Below are 18,389 nucleotides of genomic sequence, written 5' to 3'. Positions count from 1 at the left end.
ATCCAGGGTCTTGAGGACAAATCGTTTGCTCAGCCGGAATGATTAGTCCTCAATCTGGGTCTTGAAGACAAATCATTCATGCCTCGAGAAGGATTAGTCCTTAATCCAGGGTCTTGGGGACAAAGCGTATGTGCCACCTATTTTAAAGAATGCAGTACATGGTTAAAGTTATAAAAAATAAAGGCTGTCGGGACTATTCTCGACAGCCAAAAGACGGCCATGGCCGTCTTTTTTGGTATTATTTAATTTTTCCGCCATGTACTTTCAGGATCATTTCACCAAATTTTGTGGCGAAAGGCAGAACGATTATCGAGGAGACAACATTAAATATCACACTAATATGTGCTAATTGAATCATTTTTTCGTCTGCTAATAAATGGGCATTTTCCGACAAGTACGGAATGAAGGGGGTAAAGAGTAAAACACCGGCTACATTGAGCCAAACGTGAGCAAAGGCTGCCAGTCTAGATTCTTTCCCGCCTCCAATTGAAGCGATTAGTGCTGTAATACATGTCCCAATATTGGCCCCGAATACGATTGCGATTCCAGCATCAAGATGAAGAAGACCTGCAGTTAAAAAACCCATGGTTATACCTGTCATAGCTGTACTTGATTGAATAATGGCAGTAATCAATGCTCCAGTTAAAATACTTAGTAAGATATTGTCATTAATAGAGAGGATAAAATTATTGATAAATGGGAGTCCAGTCAATGGTTGAGCTAAGAGCTCAAAGCCTTTCATTGCTGTAAAGACTGAGGCGATTCCAAAGGTGACCATTCCAATACTTCTAATCTTTATTGGTTTAAAAAAGGTAAGTAAAGCTCCAATAATAGCGAGAGGTACTAACACTTTATCTAGGTTAAAGGTTATAAGCTCAGTTTTAAAGGTTGTACCAATATTTGTCCCCAATATAATTCCAATTGATTGCGGGAACGTCATGATTTTTGCTGAAATTAACCCAATCGTAATGACCATGACAGCTGAACTGCTTTGTAATAATGCAGTAACGAAGGTGCCCGTCACCATACCTTTTAGTGGTGTACTTGTTAACTTTGTCAGCCATCCTTTTAATTTATTCCCTGACAAATTAAATAATCCAAACCTTATTATGGTCATGCCGAAGATAAATAATAAGATAAATAATATAAATAATATTATGTATAGCATGTCTTTCACCCCTCTCTTAATTGTATGCCTTAGGGAGGAGGACATGCCAAATTTATGGTGTGTTGTTCAATAAATTGTGAATTAATGAATAAAAATATCAAAAGCTTGATTCAACTCTAGAAATACAGTTGACCTTGTTTCTATGATATATTATAATTGCAAGGTACATGGATTGAATGTAAGTGTGTTGTGTTTCGGAGGGAGGGAAAGAGAATGTCTAAAACCGTCGTTAAGAAAAACGAATCGCTTGAAGATGCTCTTCGTCGCTTCAAACGTACAGTATCAAAAACTGGTACTTTGCAAGAGGCAAGAAAGCGCGAATTCTACGAAAAGCCAAGTGTAAAGCGTAAGAAAAAGTCTGAAGCAGCAAGAAAACGTAAGTTCTAAGAGAGGGTGTAATTAATGAGTCTTCTCGAGCGTTTAAATAGTGACATGAAACAAGCGATGAAAAATAAGGAAAAAGACAAACTCATAACGATTCGGATGGTAAAAGCTTCATTGCAAAATGAAGCGATTAAGCTTGGAACAAATGAGCTTTCCGAAGAAACTGAGTTAACTATCCTTTCTCGCGAAGTAAAGCAACGCAAAGAATCCCTCCATGAATTTGATAAAGCAGGTCGTCAAGACCTTGTTGATAAATTGCGTGCAGAATTGGCTATCGTCGAACTGTATTTACCGAAGCAGCTTTCCGAAGAAGAGTTGTCAGATATTGTTAAAGAAACAATCTCTGAAGTCGGTGCAAGATCAAAAGCGGATATGGGAAAAGTGATGGCTGCCATCATGCCAAAAGTAAAAGGTAAAGCAGATGGTTCACTTGTTAATAAATACGTACAACAACACCTTTCATAATTATTCTGACAACCAAAACCGCAAGCGTTTAGCTTGCGGTTTTTCATTTTGTTACAAAGATAGACGAAAAATGAAACTTAAATGATTATGAAACGTATGTATAGTGTCGACATGGGAGGGAGGGTAATTATGATAGAGTTTTTAACAAACCCGATTGTTGTTACACTGCTATTAACGATTGCAGGAGCAGCTATTGTTTATGAGTTGTTTTCTTCAAAGTTCGGAATTTCAGGGTTTATAGGTTTATTTGCACTACTTCTTTTCTTTTACGGACATTTTCAAGCTGGTCTTGCCGGTTTTGGAACCATTATGTTGTTTGCGGTTGGGATTATGCTGATTTTTTTAGAATTTTTTCTTCCAGGAGCTATTTCAGGCACACTAGGATTGGCAGCATTAATAGCGAGCCTTTTTCTAGCAGGAGAAAATCCATTGAATATGGGAATCTCCATTTTTATTGCCATTTCAATTTCCATCGCAGTCTTATTTTTTATGATTAAGGTCCTGCGCAAAAAAATGGTTTTATTTAATCGAATGATTCTGTTTGATACAGCTAAAAAAGAAGATGGCTACGTATCTAATGTAAATCGTACAGATTTATTAGGTAAAGAAGGTATCGCATTGACTGTCTTAAGACCATCTGGTACAGCGGTTTTTAATAATGAAAGAATAGATGTTGTAAGTGAAGGCGATTTTATTGATCAAAATGCTAAAATTACTGTGGTAAAGGTTGAAGGAGTACGAATCGTAGTCAGAAAAGTATAATAGGTTACTAACTAGGAGGTAAGCGCTATGGAATTAACAAGTGGAAGTTTGTTTATGATTGGTATTATTGTTGTTGCGCTAATTTTTCTCGGAATATTATTATCATTTGTTCCGGTAATGCTTTGGATTTCGGCATTGGCTGCAGGGGTTAGAATCAGTATTTTCACATTAGTAGGGATGAGACTCAGACGTGTTACACCGAGTCGAGTAGTAAATCCGCTGATAAAAGCACATAAGGCTGGGCTGAATGTTACAACGAATCAGCTTGAAAGTCATTACCTAGCAGGTGGTAACGTGGATAGAGTGGTCAATGCTTTAATTGCTGCCCATCGTGCAAATATTGAGTTATCCTTTGAACGCTGTGCCGCAATTGATTTAGCAGGACGAGATGTATTAGAAGCGGTACAAATGAGTGTTAACCCTAAAGTCATTGAAACTCCGTTTATTGCAGGTGTTGCCATGAACGGAATTGAAGTAAAAGCAAAAGCGAGAATTACAGTACGTGCAAATATCGACCGTCTTGTCGGTGGTGCAGGTGAAGATACTGTCGTAGCACGTGTAGGTGAAGGCGTCATTTCAACGATTGGTTCCTCACTCGACCATAGTAAAGTACTCGAGAGTCCTGAACTTATATCGCAAACAGTCTTGGCTAAAGGATTAGATTCTGGTACTGCTTTTGAAATTTTATCAATTGATATTGCTGACGTTGATTTAGGAAGAAATATCGGTGCTGAACTACAGACGGAACAAGCTGAGGCTGATAAGAAAATTGCTCAAGCAAAAGCTGAAGAACGAAGGGCTATGGCTGTCGCAACAGAGCAGGAAATGAAAGCCAAAGTAGAAGAAATGAGAGCAAAGGTTGTCGAGGCCGAGGCAGAGGTGCCGTTGGCTATGGCAGAAGCATTAAAATCTGGTAATATCAGTGTGATGGAGTATATGAATTATAAAAATATTTCTGCTGATACGGAGATGCGCGGCTCAATTGGAAAAATGACAGGCGATAACAAAGACGAAAAATAATCCTCCATTTGGAAAATCCTATAAAGGAGGGATGGCACCTTGGAAACAATAATATTTTTAATCATCGTTGGAATTCTCTCCTCGATCTTTGGTAAAGGAAAGGGGAAGAATAATCCTGGACGTAACAAGCCTTTTTCGGGAAAAGGTTTTGATGATTTTCGAAAAATGGTTGAACTTCAGATGGATAGTATCCCAAAGAAAACGGGACAAATCTCTACAGGGCAGCCTGTAAAGCAGCAGAGCGCTGATATACAACATAACTCTATCCAGGAGAAATTCCAAGAGTTAAAGCAAAAGCCTGAGGTTGATAGAATGCAAGTAAGTCAGCCGCAGCCCCTTAAAGTTTCCAGAATACAAAGTGAGCCCGACAATGTTCCATTAGACAGACCTGATGAAAAAACGATCATTAATGGGATTATTTGGGCGGAAATCCTAGGTGAACCACGGGCTAAAAAACCATATTTCTCAAGAAAAAGATAAAGCTATTTTTTTACAAGCCTAACGATAAATAGAAAAAGATGTGCTAGAACCTTCTTTCATTTCATAAATATGAGATGAAAGGGGGTTCTTTTTTTATGGCAAAAAAATGGGGCCTGCGTGTCCGGAACTGGATGGCACAAAAAATGGATCTTCCTCAAGATGTCATGATGGATTTACCTCGAATCACGATGATTGGACAAATCCATATTTACATTGAAAATCATAGAGGCTTGATTACTTTCACAGATAAAGAATTACGTCTGTTGTTAAAACAGGGGCAATTGCAAATAAGAGGGAATTCTTTCGTGATAAAAACGATATTGCCTGAAGAGATTTTACTTGAGGGAAAAATTGATCAGGTCCTTTATATAAATGAAAATCCAGGAGGAACAAAATGAAAAACCAATGGATCGAATTTTTATCTGGTAAAGTAACGGTCAGAGTGTCGGGAAGAGGAATAGAAAGATTCTTAAACGTCCTAATTAGGAACGGCTTGAATATTTGGAATGTAAAACGACATGGAACTGAAACGGTAACGTTTACAATGAGACTCGCAGATGCTTTAAAAATTAGAAAATATGCAAGAGAAAAAGAATGCTCCATTACATTCTTAAAGAGGGCAGGAATGCCTTTTTTATTTAAACGCTTATTGAAAAATAGCGGGTTTATCGGTGGAGCTATTCTATTTTTATTGATTATTATGTTTTTATCGAATGTCATCTGGGGAATTGAAATTAAAGGGGCAAAGCCTGCAACAGAGTATCAAATTCGTAAAGAATTGGACAAGATGGGTGTTAAGATTGGAAAGGTCCAATTTTTTGTGGATAATGTTGAAGGAATTCAAAGAAACTTAACAAATAATATCGGGAACCTTACATGGGTTGGTGTGGAGTTAAAAGGGACAACCTATCATCTTCAAGTAGTCGAGAAAAAGGAGCCGGAAAAGCCGGAGCAGCTTGCACCAAGAAATCTTGTGGCAAAAAAGAAAGCCGTTATTTCATCCATGTTTGTTGAAACCGGACAGAAAAAGGTAGACATAAATGATCATGTGCAACCAGGCCAAGTCCTTGTTTCTGGTGTAATTGGAAAGGAAGGGCAGACACAGCAAGTTGCCGCAGTTGGAGAGGTTTGGGGTGAAACATGGTATAGAAGCCATGTTGAACTCCCGTTAGAAACGAATTTCTTTGTATTTAATGGTCAGGAAAAGCGAAAGCATTCGATCATCTTAGGAAATTTAGAAATTCCTATTTGGGGATTTGGGGAACCGGAATTCAAGGAATATGAGTCAGATAAAAACGTGAAGAGTATTCATTTTCTCAAATGGGAGCTGCCGATTTCCATTGGTAATGAAACATTAAGAGCTCGCGAAGAAGTGACCCGAACATATACAAAAAAGGAAGCAGAAAAAATTGCGATTGATTTAGCAAAAAATAAAATAAAAAATGAAGTAGATGAAGAAGCTATAATAAAAGATGAAAAAATTTTACACAAAGAGTTGAAAAATGGTAAAGTTATCCTAGATATCCACTTTAAGATTATCGAAAATATTGCGGTTGGACAACCAATACCCAAGGAGACTCCTGAATGACAGTAAAGTTAAAAACAATTAATGTACAATTAGAAAATCCAACAGAAGCGATTGCCCTCATTGGCAATGCTGATGCAAATTTAAAAATAATTGAAGAAGAGCTTGAAGTTTCAATTGTCACAAGAGGAGAATCTGTCAGCCTATCAGGCGATGAGGAAAGAGTCGTACTCGCCGGGCAGATATTAGACAAACTTATTTTTGTTATTCGAAAAGGTGTTACCATTAGCCAAAGGGATGTTTTGTCTGCTATTCAAATGGCACAAAAAGGTACTCTCGATTACTTTGACAACCTTTATGATGAGGAAATTGCAAAGAATGTAAAGGGAAAGAGTATCAGAATTAAGACGCTTGGACAAAGACAATATATAATGGCTATAAGGCAAAACGACCTTGTATTTGGGATCGGACCAGCAGGTACTGGTAAAACGTATTTGGCCGTGGTTATGGCCGTTAATGCATTAAAGAATGGACAAGTAAATAAAATTATTCTAACAAGGCCTGCGGTAGAAGCTGGTGAAAGCCTTGGATTTTTACCAGGTGATTTAAAGGAAAAGGTCGATCCATATTTACGCCCGTTATATGACGCTCTGAATGACGTATTAGGTGCAGAACATACTCAAAGGCTAATAGAACGTGGAACGATTGAAATCGCGCCATTAGCCTATATGAGAGGTCGGACATTAGATGACGCCTTCGTTATTTTAGACGAGGCCCAAAATACGACTCATGCTCAAATGAAGATGTTTTTAACCAGATTAGGTTTTGGTTCGAAAATGGTTATTACTGGTGACCAGACACAAATTGATTTACCTAAAGGTGCGAAATCAGGGCTCATAGCTGCTGAAAAAATCTTGTTGGGTGTAAATGGACTTTCCTTTGTCTTTCTAGAACAAAGTGATGTAGTCCGTCACCCATTAGTCGGCAGGATTATTGAGGCATACGAAAAGAAGCCGCTGCAAAACTAAAGCAAAGTTTTAAGGGATAAACCGTCCAATGGTTTATCCCTTTTGCCATATAACCGTAATTAAGCAATCTAAAAAATGAACCTATTTTTATTAGAGGGTGAAACTTCAGGAAAAAACTGTTATCATTTTACATGAAGCGGGTTTACATGTGTGATTATGGTTTATTTTTTATGGCTTTGGGGGGAGTTAGTTGAAAAAAATTCAGCAATACTTAATTCAAATAAAAAAGCTGCTCGATTATACCTTCTTCAGAGTGATTGTTTTTGTAGTTTTAGGTGTAATATTATTTATTTCTCTGTATGGAAACGTAAAGCCGGAGAAACTTGATATAAGTTTATTAACTGTAGCCGATAAGACCATCCGCTCTCCAGCGACGGTTGAGGACAAAGTTAGTACAGAGAAAAAACGTCAAGAGTCATTGGATCAAGTACAGGACGTCTATACGTTAAAAAAAGAATACTCCTCTAATCAAGTAGATTTAGTCAGCTCTATATTTGACTCGGCTTCAGAGGTAAATGATGAAATTGAGGATGAAATAAAAAAACAAAATATATTGGATGAAGACCCGTTAGAGGTAATCGAACCTAACATCGAAGAAGAAGTAATGATGCTTAAGGCAAAATTAACTGATCGTGTAATTAAAGACTTATCTGAACGTGTCTTTACCGCACTTGTGCAAGCTAGTAATGATGAATTATCGATTGCCAAAGATTTAACAGTGACAGCCATTAACAATGTAATGAGCAAACGGATTTCTGCTGACGATGTTGAAAATGCAAAAAAAAGTTTAGAGGAAGAGCTCAAATTCACGACTTTGAATGGTGATTTAAAGAATGCAGCCATTGAATTAGGCAGGTATGCTGTCATTCAGAATGAGTTTTATGATCCAGAAGCGACTGAAGAACTTCGTAAGCAAGCAGCTGAATCAGTTGAGCCTGTAAAAATTCTGCAAGGACAAATTATTATTGAAGAGGGTAAATTAATTCGTCAGGAAGAATATCGACAGCTGGAGCTTGTTGGTCTCTTAGATAACAAACAATCGTATAAACCTTTTATTGGTTTAATTATCTTAATTTCGATTATTCTTTCATCCCTTTATTATTATTTCTATCAAATGAAGGAGCAGCTTGAAAAGAGACAGACAAATCTTCTCTTATTTGGCATCGTTTTTATCCTAACGTTTTTTATTTTGAAGATTATCAGTATGCTTCAAATTTTTAATTATTCAGGAATTGGTTATTTATTTCCGGCCGCTATGGGTGGAATGCTGATTAAGATTTTAATCGATGAAAAACTCGCCATTCTTTCATCAATCATCTTCTCGATTTTCGGAAGTGTTTTATTTAATGAAGGTGTTTCAGGAACACTAAATTTTTCAGTGGGTATTTACATATTATTTAGTGCTCTCGCAGGCGTGCTTTTTTTAAGTGATCAAAATCAGCGCTCTAAAATCCTTCAAGCAGGATCATTTGCAGCTGCTGTAAATCTTTTCACCATTTGGGCACTCATGTTTCTGCCAAATGGACAATTTTCAGGATTGGAATATGGGTATTATATCTTAACAGCCATTTTTTCAGGTATTGGTTCAGCTGTATTGACAATGGGATTATTACCATTCTTTGAGACAAGCTTTGGAATTCTATCAACGATGAAGTTGATTGAGCTGTCCAACCCCAATCACCCGCTTCTGAGGAGAATTTTAATGGAAGCACCTGGAACCTATCACCATAGTGTTATGGTTGCAAATCTAGCTGACGCAGCCTGCGAAGCAATCGGTGCAAATGGTTTGCTTGCTAGGGTTGGCTGTTATTACCATGATATTGGTAAAACCAAACGTCCAAACTTTTTCATAGAAAACCAAATGCATCTCGACAACCCGCATGATCGATTGCCGCCTGATAAAAGTGCTAATATTATTATCTCACACGTGACCGATGGGGCAGCGATTTTAAAAAAATACAATATGCCTAAGGAAATTATTCAAATCGCTGAACAACATCACGGGACTACACTTTTAAAATTCTTTTACCATAAGGCCATACAAGATGGACAAGACGTAAAGGAAGAGGATTATCGCTATCCAGGTCCAAAAGCACAAACAAAAGAATCAGCTGTTGTAGGTATTGCTGACAGCGTGGAAGCGGCTGTTAGATCCCTTAACCAGCCTACACCTGAAACAATAGAATCACTCGTTAAAAAGATTGTTGCTGACCGCCTGCAGGATGGGCAATTAAATGAATGCGACTTAACATTAAAAGAATTAGAAACGGTTTCCCATTCTTTTTGTGAAACCTTAAAGGGCATTTTTCACTCAAGAATAGAGTACCCAGAAATGACGAAGAAGGTGGTTCAAATATGAATAAGTTGATAATTGATTTAGTAGATGAAACAGATCAACTATCTGCCGAACAATTAGATGTAATCGAAAAGCTATTAAATTTTGCGGCTGATAAAGAAAATGTTGAAGACGATAGTGAGGTTTCTGTTACTTTTGTTTCCAATGAAAGAATTCACGAGATCAACCGTGAGTACAGAGAAAAAGACGCACCCACGGATGTTATTTCATTTGCGATGGAAGAGCTTGGAGAGGGTGAAATAGAGTTGATTGGGGCCGAGCAGCCTCGTGTCTTAGGGGATATAATTATATCTGTAACTAAGGCAGAAGAGCAGGCAAAAGAATATGGGCATTCATTTTTACGTGAGTTAGGGTTTTTATCCGTTCACGGCTTTCTCCATCTATTAGGTTACGATCATATGGAAAAAGCAGATGAGGAAAAAATGTTCTCTAGACAAAAGGAATTATTAGAGCAGTATGGACTTACAAGATAAACGTATTCGTTTATGGAAGTCATTTGCTTTTGCTATTACAGGAATAAAGACGGCTCTTTGGTCAGAAAGAAATATGCGCATCCATTTTGTTGTATCTGTGCTGGTAATTTTGTGTGCGGTTTTTTTTTCAATAAGTAAAATAGAGTGGTTATTTATCCTAATAGCAATTGGCGGGATTTTCTCATTAGAACTAATAAATACAGCTATCGAACGAGTAGTGGATTTAATTACTGTTGAGTACCATCCACTAGCCAAACAGGCAAAGGATGTTGCTGCAGGAGCTGTTTTTATATATGCAATCATGGCAGTAATTATTGGAATCCTAGTCTTTTTGCCACATGTTCTTAATTTGTTAAACAGATGGATTTGAAATAAAATTATGAATTCGGTACAATAACTTATCAGCTTTTTGCTGGTATGGGTAAATTAGTTGATTTTTGAGAAAATTCAAATTTTATTGTTACTTTTTCGCTACAAGTGATGATTTTGTGACATTTTTAGGGTAAAATAAAGAAAGCGGCAGGAATTCTGCTGGAAGGGAAGATTGAACTTTGAACATCGAGACATTGATCGAAGAATCAAAGAAAGCAAGAGAAAAAGCCTATGTTCCTTACTCTAATTTTCAAGTAGGAGCTGCTCTATTAACAACAGATGGAAAAGTATATCATGGATGCAACATTGAAAATGCCGCTTATAGTATGTGCAATTGCGCTGAACGTACAGCATTGTTTAAAGCTTATTCAGAAGGTGATCGAGACTTTAGAATGCTTGCAGTGGTTGCTGATACTGATCGCCCATGCTCGCCTTGTGGTGCATGCCGGCAGGTTATTTCGGAACTATGTCCACAAGACATGAAGGTCGTTCTAACAAACTTAAAAGGTGATATCTTAGAAATTACTGTTGCTGAGTTACTTCCAGGTGCCTTTTCCCCGGAGGATTTACATGCTGAGTAATGATAATAAAGGTTATAAATCAGGTTTCATCTCAATTATTGGACGTCCAAATGTAGGGAAGTCAACATTTCTAAACCGGGTTATAGGTCAGAAAATTGCTATTATGAGTGATAAACCACAGACCACTCGTAACAAAATCCAGGGTGTATTAACGTTAGATGATACCCAAATGGTTTTTATTGACACTCCAGGTATTCATAAGCCAAAGCATAAACTAGGCGATTTTATGATGAAGGTTGCACAAAACACATTAAAAGAAGTTGATTTAATCCTATTTATGGTAAATGCTGAGGAAGGATTTGGCCGTGGCGAGGAATTCATTCTTGAAAAATTCCAAAGTGTCAGCACACCTATCTTCCTTGTTATAAATAAAATTGACCAGATACACCCGGATGCATTACTTCCGCTGATTGAATCATATAAAGAAAAGTATCCTTTTAAAGAAATTGTTCCCATTTCAGCACTTGAAGGAAATAATGTGGAACGATTATTAGAACAAATTAAAGTTTATTTACCTGAAGGTCCACAGTATTATCCGGCGGATCAGGTAACCGATCACCCAGAAAGATTTATAATCACTGAATTAATACGTGAGAAAGCGCTGCACTTAACTCGTGAAGAAATTCCTCACTCTCTTGCTGTTGTCCTTGATAAAATTGAACGGCAAAAAGGGAAGGATATCATTCATGTAATGGCAACTGTTATTGTCGAGAGAGACTCTCAAAAAGGTATTATTATTGGGAAACAAGGGGGTATGCTCAAAGAGATTGGGAAACGAGCCCGAGTAGATATTGAAAATCTTTTAGGCTCAAAAGTTTTCTTAGAGCTTTGGGTTAAAGTTCAAAAGGATTGGCGTAATAAAATGTCCCAGCTACGCGATTTTGGCTTTAATGAAGATGAATACTAGTTTCTAAAACCCTAATTAAATTATTACGTTTTATATAAAATTATGCATGGACAACATTAACAAAATTTTCGTCTTATGATTTTTGAGCAGGCAGGCTATGATAATTGTAAGGTTTGGGATTCTTTAAAAGGCTAGTCTATATCATGAAAGGTGGGGTTTTCGATGATGGATTTTACGTGGAAAGTATTCCTACAGACAGGTAATATTGACACTTATCTTCTCTATAAAGAGCTTGAGAAGGAAAACCAAGAAATACCCGGAAATCAGAATGAAGATCTAGCGCAAATGGATTTTCCCGTTTCATAAGTTTGTCTAATGTATCGGGATGGTGACAGCAATGCTCCAAAAATGTGAAGGCATCGTCATTAGAACTACAGATTATGGTGAGACCAATAAAATCATTACCCTATACACAAGGGAATGGGGGAAAATCGGCGTTATGGCTAGAGGAGCTAAAAAGCCAAACAGCCGGCTATCCTCCATTACCCAGCTTTTTACCCACGGTTACTTTCTAGTCCAAAGAGGAACTGGGTTAGGAAGTGTTCAGCAAGGTGAAATGATAACAAGTTTTCGGGGGATTGGTGAAGATATTTTCCTAACAGCTTATGCTAGTTATATTGTTGAATTAACTGATAAGTGTACAGAAGATAAAAAACCTAATCCCTATCATTTCGAATTGCTGTTTCAAACGTTAAATTATATGAATGAAGGCTACGATCCGGACATTCTTATGAATATTTACGATATGAAAATGCTTGATGTTTTGGGATTATATCCAATTCTTAATCAATGTTCCGTTTGCGGCAGCACAGACGGATCTTTTTCTTTTTCTATACGTGAAGGCGGCTTTATATGTCACCGATGTTTACATAAGGATCCATACCATTATAAATTATCGCCATCATCTGTAAAATTATTACGGTTATTTTATTTTATTGATCTTTCAAGACTAGGAAATATCTCTGTTAAGCAGGAAACTAAGAATGAGTTAAAAACAGTAATTTCAGCATACTATGAGGAATATTCAGGCCTTTATCTAAAAACTAAGAAATTTATCCAGTCAATGGAAAAGTTTCGTAATCAATTATAGTGAATGATTGACTTTTAATTTAGATTTCGATATGATGTGTTTTAATAATATAGATGCGTTGATAGAAAAAAGTACTTGGCAATCTCTATAAAAGCGAACCTAGGATGGTGTGAGCTAGGGAATAGGGACCTAAGGAAGGGCGTTCTGGAGCATATCATGTGTAATGACACATAAAAGAGGCTGCTTGAAACTTGCAGCAAATAGGGTGGAACCGCGGGTAACTCTCGTCCCTATGCTTATTATAAGCATAGCGACGAGAGTTTTTTATTTTACCATTAATGAAGAGGAGTAATCAAAATGAAAGTATCAATGGAGCAAATTGTTTCTCATGCGAAACATAGAGGTTTTATTTTTCCGGGTTCAGAAATCTACGGAGGACTGGCAAATACATGGGATTACGGTCCACTGGGAGTAGAATTTAAAAACAACATCAAACAGGCATGGTGGAAGAAATTTGTTCAAGAATCTCCATACAATGTTGGTTTGGATGCAAGCATTTTAATGAACCCGAGAACTTGGGAAGCATCTGGACATATTGGAAACTTTAACGATCCAATGATGGATTGTAAAAACTGTAAAGCACGTCATCGTGCCGATAAGTTAATAGAAAATGCCCTTGATGAAAAGGGGATGGAAGTGATTGTTGACGGCCTTCCGTTTGATAAAATGGAAGAGCTTGTTAAAGAACATAATATTGCCTGCCCAGACTGCGGCAGTCATGATTTTACTAGTATTCGCCAATTTAATTTAATGTTTAAGACTTTCCAGGGGGTAACAGAATCTAGTGCAAATGAAATATTCCTGCGGCCTGAAACGGCGCAAGGGATTTTTGTTAACTTTAAAAACGTTCAGCGTACAATGAGAAAGAAATTACCATTTGGAATTGCCCAAATCGGAAAAAGCTTCCGTAATGAAATTACTCCTGGAAACTTTACTTTCCGTACTCGTGAGTTTGAGCAAATGGAGCTTGAATTTTTCTGTAAGCCAGGGGAAGAATTAACATGGTTTGATTATTGGAAGAATTTTGCTGAGAAATGGCTTCATTCATTAGGGTTAAATCAGGAAAATTTACGTCTTCGTGATCATTCAGAGGATGAACTTTCTCATTATAGTAATGCGACAACTGACTTTGAATATAAGTTCCCATTTGGATGGGGAGAACTTTGGGGTGTAGCATCTCGGACGGATTATGATTTAAAGCAGCACATGCAATTCTCGGGAGAAGACTTCAACTATATTGATCCAGAGACAAATGAAAGATATATTCCATACTGTATTGAACCTTCTTTAGGTGCAGACAGGGTAACATTAGCATTTTTAATTGATGCTTATGATGAAGAACAGCTTGAGGATGGGACATCAAGAACTGTTATGCACTTCCATCCTGCACTGGCACCATTTAAAGCAGCCGTTCTTCCATTGTCTAAAAAACTTTCAGAAGAAGCAAGAGAAGTTTTTGAAACATTAGCTAAGCATTTTTCCGTAGATTACGATGAAGCAGGTTCAATCGGAAAACGTTACCGCAGACATGATGAAATTGGTACGCCTTTCTGTATTACCTATGATTTCGATTCAAAAGAAGACAAAATGGTTACCATCAGAGACCGTGACACAATGAAACAAACAAGAGTACCAATAGCAGAACTAGTCACATTCATCCAAGAAAAAATAATGTTTTAATTATAAAATTTGGCTGTGTTAAAGAGTTACTGAGTTTGGCGCAGCCAATATATTGGATTAAATATGGTGGTGAGAAAAATAGAACTGACCAAACGCCAAGAACTAATCATTCAGATTGTGAAGGATAATGGACCAATCACAGGGGAGAACATTGCTGAGCAGTTAAACTTAACAAGAGCAACCTTAAGGCCTGATTTATCAATATTAACCATGGCTGGATATTTGGACGCAAGGCCGCGCGTGGGATATTTTTATACAGGAAAATCAGGATCTCAGCTCTTGACTGAAAACCTTCAAAAGGTCCTTGTAAAGGATTATAATTCATTACCTGTTATCGTGAAGGAGAACGTTTCAGTTTATGATGCCATTTGTACAATGTTCCTTGAAGATGTGGGAACCTTATTTGTTGTAGATCAAAACTCACTGCTAGTTGGTGTTTTATCAAGAAAGGATTTGCTAAGAGCCAGTATTGGTAAACAGGAGCTTACAGCACTTCCCATTAACATCATTATGACTAGAATGCCTAATATCACGATGTGTGAAATGGAAGATTCCTTAATTGACGTTGCTAAATTACTTATTGATAAACAAATTGACGCATTACCTATAGTCAGACAGTCTGAAAAAGGGTTTGAAGTAATTGGCAGAATTACGAAAACAAATATCACAAAAGCATTTGTTGCCCTGGGTGATGAGTGATAAGGCACACTCTAGGACTGGATGTAGAATAAATATTAGTATTTCCAGAGGAGCTGTTGAGGAAGAATGATTACACCTGTCATATATGTGGTATCTGATTCAGTGGGGGAAACAGCTGAATTAGTTACAAAAGCGGCGATCAGCCAGTTTAATGGATCAGGAATGACGTTGAAAAGATTCCCTTATGTTGAAGATAAGGAGCATATTGATGAAGTAGTTTCACTTGTTACAATGGACCACGCTATGATCGCTTTTACTTTAGTAAAACCAGATATGCGTTCTTATATGAAGGAAAAGGCAGACGAAGCAGGAATATATGCTGTAGATTTAATGGGGCCAATTATGGACCAAATTCAAATCTTTAGCGGGAAAACTCCTCTGTGTGAACCAGGACTCGTAAGAAAACTTGATGAAGATTATTTTAAAAAAGTAGAGGCCATAGAGTTTGCTGTGAAATATGATGATGGACGTGATCCAAGGGGAATATTAAAAGCTGATATCGTTTTAATCGGAGTATCAAGAACATCTAAAACTCCTTTATCTCAATATTTGGCTTTGAAACGTTTAAAAGTTGCAAATGTTCCTCTTGTTCCAGAAGTGGATCCTCCTGAGGAATTATATAAGGTTCCAGCAGAAAAATGCTTCGGACTTAAAATAAGCCCGCAAAAACTAAATAATATTAGGCGTGAAAGGTTAATTTCTTTAGGATTAAATGATCAGGCCAGCTATGCAAATATTGAACGGATTCGTGATGAACTAACCTTCTTTGAAAAGATAGTAAACAGAATTAATTGTCCAGTTATAGATGTAACGAACAAGGCTGTTGAAGAAACCGCAAATGTTATTCTAAACTACTTTCATAAAAGAAGGTCCTAGCACATAATCTTAGATTATGTGTTTTTCATTTAAGGGTAAAAAAAGTCTGGAAAAGTACAAAAGAATGTACTATAATAAAAAATTGTGATAAAAATGAATCTTTTAGGTTTAGACTTGCATGTATACGAATAAACTATTTATTGTTAGATGTCAAGGAAACCTAAAGAAAAAAATTCGACATAAGTCTTTTTAGGGCAATTTAAATCTCCCGTTTATAAAATTAGAATGTACAAGTAGAACTATCTCATAATCCGCCTTTAAGACCTTGCCAATTGGCGAGTTTACTTAAAAAGTTAGCTTTACAAAGAAGGAATATGCGGATTAATGTAGAATTATTAGTTATGCAAGTGACATTCCAACTATATTTGTAGCTGCAGATTCATGCCCGATAAAAGAGGAAATTGTCGAAATCGCTTCTACATTTTCCGTAAATTCTTTATATTGCTTCTTATGGTCAACATGGAAACAATAAGACTACATATGGTAACACTGCATAAGAATATGTTGATTCCGGGAAAGAAGCTGCGGACTAATAAATCATGAATCCACTGCAAAGGGGGATATTACTGTTACACAGGATATTATGGTAAAGGCCAAAACCTTTTAATTCTGATGATCGTGCAAAATTTAAGAAAGAAAATTATCGTGATTTTGTCGAAATATGCAGGATTTTAGATTTCTTTGCAGAATAAGTACAATTGGAGATGTTTTTCATGGCAGAACGGATTGCCGAAGAAAAAATTAATCAAATTCGTCAGTCTGTTGATATTGTTGAAATTATTAGTGAGTATGTTCAACTAAAAAAACAAGGGCGAAATTACTTCGGATTATGTCCTTTCCATGGAGAAAACTCCCCATCATTTTCCGTTTCAACCGATAAACAAATTTATCATTGCTTCGGCTGCGGAGCGGGAGGAAATGTTTTCTCTTTCTTGATGGAGCTGGAGGGAATATCCTTCCTAGAAGCTGCCGTAAAATTAGCTGAAAAAGCTAATATTGATCTTCAAGTAAACTTCTCAGCGAGTGGGAAGGGGAAGAGCGTATCTCCGGAAATTCAGTCAATGCTGGATGCGCATGAGCTATTGTGTAAATTCTATCATCACTTATTGGTAAATACAAAAGACGGTCAACATGCATTAGAGTATTTACTAAATAGAGGCTTTACTCGAGAATCGATTGATAAGTTTCAAATTGGTTATTCCTTAAATTCATGGGATTTTGTATACAAATTTCTATCAAAGAGAGATTTTTCTCCAGAAATAATGGAAAAGGCCGGTTTGATCATCAAACGAGAAAGGGATGGAACCTATTTTGATCGATTCCGGGATCGAATTATGTTTCCAATTTTTGACCGCAATGGAAACAGTATTGCTTTTTCTGGGAGATCCTTAGGGGCTGATGAGCCTAAATATTTAAATAGTCCCGAGACAGCAATTTTTAATAAAAGTAAAATTTTATATAATTTTCATTTGGCCAAACCAAGTATTAGAAAATTGCAGCAAGGTGTTCTTTTTGAAGGATTCGCTGATGTCATTGCTGCTGACAAATCTGGTGTGGAAAATGGGATTGCCACGATGGGTACTTCCTTGACAGAAGAGCATATAACACTAATTCGGCAGAATACCCAATCTATAACGATTTGTTTTGATTCAGATAAAGCAGGTATTGAAGCTGCCTATAGAGCAGGGAATATGCTTATTGATGCTGGTTGCACCATAAAAGTGGCTATGATGTCTGATGGACTAGATCCGGATGAATATATTAAGAAAAATGGTCCAGAAAAGTTTCGTAATGAGGTCATTGGCGCAAGCCTTACCTGGATGTCATTTAAATTTCTTTATTTTCGAAGAGGAAAAAATCTTCAAATAGAAGGAGATCGGCTTGCCTATATCGAAACAATACTTAAAGAAATAAGTAAATTGACAAAAGCTGTTGAAAAAGATCATTATTTGCGGCAACTTGCCTCAGAATTTTCAATTTCTCTTGATGCCTTACAGCAGCAGCTAAAACAAATCTTTTTCACTGAAAAACGGAAGTCAAATGGGCAGACACAGCCTGTAAATAAACCTGCTATTGTTGTAAAACCAGCAAATAAACTAAAGCCTGCTCATTACAATGCTGAAAGACGATTGATTGCCCATATGTTAAGGGACCGTGATATGGCCTATAAGGTACAGGATTTATTGCAGGGTAATACGTTTAACATTGATGAACATCAGGCAATAATAACTTATCTAATTGGTTTTTACGAAGAGCATGTTAAACCTGACTCTAGTGCTTTTTTAACCTATATTCAAGATGAAAATCTTAGAAGAATAGTCGTTGATATTGAAATGATGTCAATTAATGAAGAAATAAGCAGTCAAGAATTAACTGATTATATCAAACAGGTGTTGAATTATCAAAAATTGTTAAAGATAAAAGAAAAAGAAGTGGAACAAAAAGAAGCTGAGCGACAAAGTGATTTTAGTAAAGCAGCTGCAATTGCGAATGAAATCATTCAATTGCGTAAATCGCTATAGA

At 36.8% G+C, this 18,389-nt stretch carries 20 protein-coding genes and 1 other annotated feature; of the genes, 19 read left to right on the top strand and 1 reads right to left on the bottom strand.

Annotated features, from left to right (window positions below):
* Positions 1-238: 238 nt before the first annotated feature.
* Positions 239-1,168 carry a Na/Pi symporter gene (locus tag H0184_RS07615; RefSeq protein WP_221823090.1) on the bottom strand — a complete coding sequence of 310 codons (930 nt, stop codon included), beginning with the start codon at positions 1,166-1,168 and terminating at the stop codon, positions 239-241.
* A 213-nt stretch (positions 1,169-1,381) separates the two neighbouring features.
* Between H0184_RS07615 and rpsU the strand changes: the two genes are divergently transcribed.
* From rpsU to dnaG, 19 genes are all read left to right on the top strand, one after another.
* Positions 1,382-1,555: a 30S ribosomal protein S21 gene (gene rpsU / locus H0184_RS07610; RefSeq protein WP_075686208.1), complete on the top strand. Its 174-nt coding sequence runs from the start codon at positions 1,382-1,384 to the stop codon at positions 1,553-1,555.
* Between the two features lie 15 nt (positions 1,556-1,570).
* On the top strand, positions 1,571-2,017 hold the full coding sequence (locus H0184_RS07605) for a GatB/YqeY domain-containing protein (RefSeq protein ID WP_221823088.1): 447 nt from the start codon (positions 1,571-1,573) through the stop codon (positions 2,015-2,017).
* 129 nt (positions 2,018-2,146) lie between these two features.
* Positions 2,147-2,779, top strand: coding sequence for an NfeD family protein (locus tag H0184_RS07600; protein WP_221823086.1), 633 nt, complete (start codon positions 2,147-2,149; stop codon positions 2,777-2,779).
* Positions 2,780-2,833: 54 nt separating this feature from the next.
* Positions 2,834-3,799: a flotillin-like protein FloA gene (floA, locus tag H0184_RS07595; RefSeq protein WP_396953581.1), complete on the top strand. Its 966-nt coding sequence runs from the start codon at positions 2,834-2,836 to the stop codon at positions 3,797-3,799.
* Positions 3,800-3,838: 39 nt separating this feature from the next.
* Positions 3,839-4,279 (top strand): hypothetical protein, encoded by a 441-nt coding sequence (locus H0184_RS07590; protein WP_221823082.1) that lies wholly within the window; start codon positions 3,839-3,841, stop codon positions 4,277-4,279.
* A gap of 95 nt (positions 4,280-4,374) precedes the next feature.
* Positions 4,375-4,677, top strand: a complete 303-nt coding sequence (yqfC, locus tag H0184_RS07585) for a sporulation protein YqfC (protein WP_221823080.1) — start codon at positions 4,375-4,377, stop codon at positions 4,675-4,677.
* Positions 4,674-5,867 (top strand): sporulation protein YqfD, encoded by a 1,194-nt coding sequence (yqfD, locus tag H0184_RS07580; RefSeq protein ID WP_221823078.1) that lies wholly within the window; start codon positions 4,674-4,676, stop codon positions 5,865-5,867. Before yqfC ends, yqfD begins: the two co-directional genes overlap by 4 nt.
* The gene (locus H0184_RS07575) at positions 5,864-6,832 is read left to right on the top strand and encodes a PhoH family protein (RefSeq protein ID WP_221823076.1); all 969 of its coding nucleotides are present in this window, start codon (positions 5,864-5,866) and stop codon (positions 6,830-6,832) included. Before yqfD ends, H0184_RS07575 begins: the two co-directional genes overlap by 4 nt.
* 190 nt (positions 6,833-7,022) lie before the next feature.
* On the top strand, positions 7,023-9,191 hold the full coding sequence (locus H0184_RS07570; protein WP_221823075.1) for an HD family phosphohydrolase: 2,169 nt from the start codon (positions 7,023-7,025) through the stop codon (positions 9,189-9,191).
* On the top strand, positions 9,188-9,661 hold the full coding sequence (ybeY, locus tag H0184_RS07565) for an rRNA maturation RNase YbeY (protein WP_221823073.1): 474 nt from the start codon (positions 9,188-9,190) through the stop codon (positions 9,659-9,661). Before H0184_RS07570 ends, ybeY begins: the two co-directional genes overlap by 4 nt.
* A complete protein-coding gene (locus H0184_RS07560; RefSeq protein ID WP_221823071.1) occupies positions 9,645-10,031 on the top strand; it encodes a diacylglycerol kinase family protein in 387 nt (128 codons plus the stop codon). Before ybeY ends, H0184_RS07560 begins: the two co-directional genes overlap by 17 nt.
* Before the next feature lie 181 nt (positions 10,032-10,212).
* On the top strand, positions 10,213-10,614 hold the full coding sequence (locus H0184_RS07555) for a cytidine deaminase (RefSeq protein WP_221823069.1): 402 nt from the start codon (positions 10,213-10,215) through the stop codon (positions 10,612-10,614).
* Positions 10,604-11,521, top strand: coding sequence for a GTPase Era (gene era / locus H0184_RS07550; RefSeq protein WP_221823068.1), 918 nt, complete (start codon positions 10,604-10,606; stop codon positions 11,519-11,521). The genes H0184_RS07555 and era overlap by 11 nt, the downstream gene beginning before the upstream one ends.
* A 162-nt stretch (positions 11,522-11,683) precedes the next feature.
* On the top strand, positions 11,684-11,827 hold the full coding sequence (locus H0184_RS07545; RefSeq protein WP_081954416.1) for a YqzL family protein: 144 nt from the start codon (positions 11,684-11,686) through the stop codon (positions 11,825-11,827).
* 31 nt (positions 11,828-11,858) lie between these two features.
* Positions 11,859-12,611 carry a DNA repair protein RecO gene (gene recO / locus H0184_RS07540; RefSeq protein WP_221823067.1) on the top strand — a complete coding sequence of 251 codons (753 nt, stop codon included), beginning with the start codon at positions 11,859-11,861 and terminating at the stop codon, positions 12,609-12,611.
* Between the two features lie 49 nt (positions 12,612-12,660).
* Positions 12,661-12,846: a binding site (T-box leader), on the top strand.
* Positions 12,847-12,908: 62 nt separating this feature from the next.
* Positions 12,909-14,291, top strand: a complete 1,383-nt coding sequence (locus tag H0184_RS07535) for a glycine--tRNA ligase (protein ID WP_221823066.1) — start codon at positions 12,909-12,911, stop codon at positions 14,289-14,291.
* Between the two features lie 63 nt (positions 14,292-14,354).
* Positions 14,355-14,990 (top strand): helix-turn-helix transcriptional regulator, encoded by a 636-nt coding sequence (locus H0184_RS07530; RefSeq protein ID WP_260631479.1) that lies wholly within the window; start codon positions 14,355-14,357, stop codon positions 14,988-14,990.
* A 66-nt stretch (positions 14,991-15,056) separates the two neighbouring features.
* Positions 15,057-15,866: a pyruvate, water dikinase regulatory protein gene (locus H0184_RS07525; RefSeq protein WP_221823065.1), complete on the top strand. Its 810-nt coding sequence runs from the start codon at positions 15,057-15,059 to the stop codon at positions 15,864-15,866.
* Between the two features lie 713 nt (positions 15,867-16,579).
* Entirely contained in the window at positions 16,580-18,388 is a 1,809-nt protein-coding gene (dnaG, locus tag H0184_RS07520; RefSeq protein ID WP_221823064.1) for a DNA primase, read from the top strand.
* The last annotated feature ends 1 nt before the right edge of the window (position 18,389 follow it).

Source organism: Neobacillus niacini (assembly GCF_019749295.1).
GTDB lineage: Bacteria > Bacillota > Bacilli > Bacillales > Cytobacillaceae > Neobacillus > Neobacillus niacini_D.
The sequence above is the reverse complement of the archived record's forward strand: the minus strand, read 5'-3'. Positions and strand labels throughout refer to the sequence as shown.